5 protein-coding genes are annotated in these 4,871 nt (G+C 62.8%); all 5 read right to left on the reverse strand.

Features of this window, described 5'->3' with window-relative positions; all coding sequences use genetic code 11:
• A partial coding sequence (locus EOD15_RS28465; RefSeq protein WP_245463790.1) for an ABC transporter permease occupies positions 1–882 on the reverse strand: 882 nt, incomplete at its 3' end.
• Between the two features lie 81 nt (positions 883–963).
• Complete coding sequence (locus EOD15_RS28470) at positions 964–1,908, reverse strand: substrate-binding domain-containing protein (RefSeq protein ID WP_127267574.1); 945 nt, start codon at positions 1,906–1,908, stop codon at positions 964–966.
• Positions 1,909–1,975: 67 nt separating this feature from the next.
• Positions 1,976–2,890: a sugar phosphate isomerase/epimerase gene (locus tag EOD15_RS28475; protein WP_127317901.1), complete on the reverse strand. Its 915-nt coding sequence runs from the start codon at positions 2,888–2,890 to the stop codon at positions 1,976–1,978.
• 55 nt (positions 2,891–2,945) lie between these two features.
• Positions 2,946–4,031: a Gfo/Idh/MocA family oxidoreductase gene (locus tag EOD15_RS28480; protein WP_127317899.1), complete on the reverse strand. Its 1,086-nt coding sequence runs from the start codon at positions 4,029–4,031 to the stop codon at positions 2,946–2,948.
• A 35-nt stretch (positions 4,032–4,066) separates the two neighbouring features.
• Positions 4,067–4,871 (reverse strand): ABC transporter ATP-binding protein (locus EOD15_RS28485; RefSeq protein WP_148129669.1); only part of this gene is annotated, 805 nt, incomplete at its 5' end.

Raw genomic sequence — 4,871 nt, forward strand, 5'->3', positions numbered from 1 at the left:
GATCAGCACGATGCCGTTGCGGATCGCGCGCAGCATCAGCGCGCCGACGATGGTGCCGAGGATCGTGCCGCGCCCGCCGGTCAGCGCCGTGCCGCCGACCACCACCATGGCGATCACTTCGAGCTCATAGCCGGTGCCGGCCACCGGTGAGGCGGCCGAGATGCGGAAGGCGCTGATCATGCCGGCCAGTCCCGCAAGGACCGAAGTCAGGATGAACAGCCACACCTTGACGGCGTCCGCCGGCACGCCGCGCGCCACCGCCGCGTTCCGGTTGGAGCCGATGGCGCTGATCCAGTTGCCGAGCTTGGCATAGCGCAGCACGTAGATCGCCAGCAGCGAGAGACCGATGAACCACCACAGCGAGGTGTAGAACCGGAACGACCCGACATTGAAGCTGCCGGCCAGCAGCGTGACGAAAAAGCCTGGCTGGTCCCAGGATTTCAGCGGAAAGCCCTGCGTGATGTAGAGCGCCGCCCCGCGCACCACGAGCAGCATGGACAGCGTGACCAGGAAGGACGAAATGCCGATCTTGGTGACGATCAGCCCGTTGATGGCGCCGATGGCGATGCACAGCAGAAGCCCGGCCAGAAGCGCGATGCCGATATCGACGCCTCCGTTCTGCACCAGAAGCATGACGACGACCGGCGCCAGCCCGAACACGGCACCAACCGACAGGTCGAATTCGCCCGCCGTCAGAAGCAGCGTCATGCCGAGCGCGATAATGCCGAGCTCGGGGAGGAACGCCATCATGTTGGAGATGTTGAGCGGCGACAGGAAATTGGCATCGGCGATGGCGAACACCGCGAGCAGGACAATGAGGATGACGAGCGAGGAGAATTGCGGCGAGCGCATAAGGCTCGATCTACGTTTCCCGACAGGCATTTCGTCTTCTGCGGCGATCATCATGACTGCTTGAACCATGCTTTGAAATGGTGCCCGCGGCCTGCGCCGCGGGCACCGGTTTCACTTCGTGTCGTAGAGTTTCAGGATCGGTTCGACGCTCGAGGCGTCGTAGAGGCTGAAAGTATGGATGTCGTAGCCGATCGGTTCGCCCGACGCGGCGAGCCCGAGCAGCGCCACCGGCATGAAGCCTTGCGCAGACGGGAACTGCCAGGCGGCCGCGTTGACGAAGCCGGACTTCACGGCTTCCGCGGTTTCCTTCGAATTGCCCCAGCCGACGACCGGGATCTTGCCGGCCGGCACACCGGCGCCGTCGAACACCCGCTTGACGCTGGCCGCGACGGAATCGCCGAGCGCGATGATCGCCGGCGGATTGTTGGCCACCATATAGTCGGTCATCTTGGCAATGATGCCGGCCGGGTCGGTGCCGCAATCGACCACATCATATTTGATCCCCAACGGATCGAAGACGCTGGCGATGCCTTCGGTCTCCAGCTGCTGATAGCTGGCGCCAGGCACTTCCACCGGCAGGAACACCTTGTCGCCCTGCTTCACCATCTTGTGGTCGACAAGATACTTGGCCCAGATGACCCCCGCCTCCTTGAGATCGGCGCCGACATAGGCCTGCCGTCCGGTCGCCGGATCGTCTGTGTTGAAGAACACGATCGGGATGCCGGCCGCCTTGGCCGCCTTCACCTCTTCCGTCCACAAGCCCGGCTGGGCCGAGGTGGTGGCGATGCCGTCGGGCTTGGCCGCAAGCGCGGAATTGAAGGCCTCCTTCTGCGCCGCCATGTCGCCGCCGCTGAAGGAGATCTTGCAGGTCACCTTGAGCTGGTCGCAGGCTTTGGTCGCGCCGGCATTCCAGTCCAGCCAGAACGCATCCGACGGACCGCCATGCGACAGCAGATAGAACGTCTTCTGGCCATCCTGCGCCATTGCCGGCGAGGCGAATGCGATGCCCGCGAACACAGTCGCGGCCGCTGCCAGTTTCAATCCGAATTTCAACACTGCAATTCCTCCCTTGTTGTTGCTTCCAAGCCGGATGCACCGCCGGCAAAGGGCGGCGCACAGCTGGTCAGAGACCGTTGGCGCGGAACTTGTCGTCGAGAAATTTCTTGGCCCTCGGCACGTCGTCTTCTGAAAGGTGTTCGATGATCACCGGGATGTTCGGGTTCTTCTGCGACAGGCGCTGCAGATAGAGGTCGTAGTTCAGCGAGCCGGTGCCCGGCGCGTTGAGGACCATCTCGCCAACGCCGCGGAAGGTGTGCGAGGCCAGCGCGTCGTCATCGCCGATGTCCGCATGCTTCTCGCTCTTGTCGTCGCCGGCTCGTGCGACATCCTTGGCATGCGCGATTTTGACCTTGTCGGCCAGCGTGTCGAACACCTGGTTCAGCACCTTGTCCATCTGGTCGATGTTGTGGCTTTCGAAGTAGTTGGTCGGATCCATCAGCAGGCCGAGGCCCGGATGGTCGACCTGCGCGAACATCCTCACCGTTTCCTCGACCGAGCCGACGACATTGTTGACGTAGGTTTCGAGCAGGAACATTGAGCCGTGGTCATAGGCTTCCTGTGCTAGTTCGGAGATCACCTTGCGGCACATCTCAAAACCCTCTTCGGACTTGTTCTTGGGATCGCTCATCCACTCGCTCTCGGTGTTGTAGGTACCGGTCTCCGAGATCACGTAAGGACTGCCGAGCTGGCGGGCGTTGCGGATGATTTCCTTCAGCCGATCGACATTCGCCTTGCGGTGCGCGAGGTCGGGATGAATGACATTGGTGTAGCCCGAGATGCAGCAGATCGGCAGGTCGTGGGCACGGAACGTGTCGCGAACCTTCTTGGCCTTATCCTTGGTGATCTGGCCGGCCGACAGGTCGATATCCTTGAAATGAAGGTCGAGCTGCACGGTGTTGAAACCGTGGCCTCGAATTTTCTTCGCTGTCTCTTCGAGGCCGTAGGGGAAATACCCCGTGAAAATACCTGCCTGCATCATAGTGTGAATTCCTCCCTGTAAGCGATTCAGTTGTCTGGTGTTTCAGTTGCGGTGATCAGGTAGCGATTTCGGAAAGCTTGACCGTGCGGCCCTCGTCGATCGAGCGATAACCCGCCTCGACCAGCGCCATGGTCTTGACGTTGTCGGCGACCGACAGCGCCGGCGGTGTGCCGGTCTTCACCGCGTGCTGGAGCTGCTCCATCACGCCGATAAAGGCATGCGGGAACCACATCGTGTCCCAGCTCGGACTGACCCACTCGCCTCCGGTCGTCTCGGTCGAGGCATAGGTCAGCGTCGAGGCAGCGCCCGTCGGCCAGCCAATGGTGCCCTTCGCGACCCCCTTGCTGCCGTCGACGCGCCAGTTGATGTGCTGGTCGTCCTTGTAGCCATCCTGACGCGGACCGGACCAGACATCCTCCAGCGACACGGCAAGCACACCGGACGGGAAGCGCAGCGTCGACACGGTGATGCCGTCGGAATGGTCGAATGTCGTGCGCGGATCCTTGCGTGTCAGCGTGGTGATCTCGTCGGGATCGCCGAACAGAAAGCGCAGCACGTCGAGATGATGCACACTCATATTGGCGAGCGTCAGCCGGTCATAGTCCTCGAGGAAGCTCTGCCAGTGCGGGATGGCGTGCATGTCGATCTGCGCGAAGACGATGTCGCCCAGCGCGCCGCTGTCGATGATCTGCTTCAAGACGCGCATCGACTGGTCGTAGCGCATGTTCTGGTTGACCGAGAGGATCTTGCCGGCCTTGGCCGCCTCGTCGCGCAGCTTGACCGCTTCCTCGACCGACAAGGCCAACGGCTTCTGCGCCAGGATCGCCTTGATGTGCTTCTGCTTCAGCGCGTGACGGATCAGCGCCGGCTGCAGGTCGGGCGGGAAAGCAAGGTCGATGATCTCGACATTTTCGTCCTCGATTAGTTTTTCCGGTGTGTCGTGGACGGTCGGAATGCCCCAGCGCGTCGCCACCTTCTCGGCGCTGGCCTTGGTGCGCGAGGCGATTGCCACCACCGGGAACCCAGCTTCCTTGTAGGCGGCGAGATGGCACTCGGCCATGATCATGCCTGCGCCGACGCAGCCGATCTTGTATTCCTTCGTGCGGACCTTCACGTCCGGCTCGAAGCCTTTGCTTCCCATCTCTTCCTCCCGAAACTCTTTCCTTGCGGCGGCCGTCATCGTGCCAACGCTCCGCCGCTCTGTTCGAAATAATGCACTCTGGCCGGCTCGCAGGATATCGCCACCATGGCATCCGGCCGGATGTCGGGCTGGCCGCGCAGCAATGCCTTCAGCCGCGCCTGCCCGGCAGCGAGCGTCACCACGGTATAGCCGCCAAGCGGCTCGACCTCGAACACTCGCGCCGGGCGGCCCGGGCCCCCATCCGCCCACGGTCTAACCTTGATGTCCTCCGGCCTCAGCCCGATCTCCACGGCGTCGGTGGGCGCTGTCTTGTCGTCGATGCGAATCGTGCCTTCAGCCGCTTCGACACCGCCCTCGCCGCGCGCCGATCTGAGGATGTTCATCATCGGCGAACCAAGCAGCCTTGCCACATAGGTGCTGGCCGGGCGGTCGTAAATCTCTGCCGGCGTACCGATCTGCCTGATCTGGCCGTCCTCCAGGATAGCGATGCGGTCGGCGACCGACATCGCCTCTTCCTGGTCATGCGTGACGTAGATCAGCGTCTTGCCGAGTTCGCGCTGGATGCGCTTCAGCTCGACGCGCGTTTCCTCGCGCAGCCTGGCGTCTAGCGCCGAGATCGGATCGTCCATCAGATAGGCATTGGGATCGCGCACCAGAGCCCGGGCGATCGCCACGCGCTGCCGCTCCCCGCCCGAAAGCTGTCCCGGCGGCTTGTGCAGGATATGGCCGATATGCAGCTTCGCCGCGGCGTCGGTGACCCGCCGCTTGATCTCGGTCTCGGCGACCCGGCGTTCGACCAGGGGAAAGCGGACATTTTCGAGCGCGCTCATATGCGGGAAC

It is taken from the genome of Mesorhizobium sp. M7A.T.Ca.US.000.02.2.1, from assembly GCF_003996995.1.
In the GTDB taxonomy this organism is placed as follows: Bacteria; Pseudomonadota; Alphaproteobacteria; order Rhizobiales; family Rhizobiaceae; genus Mesorhizobium.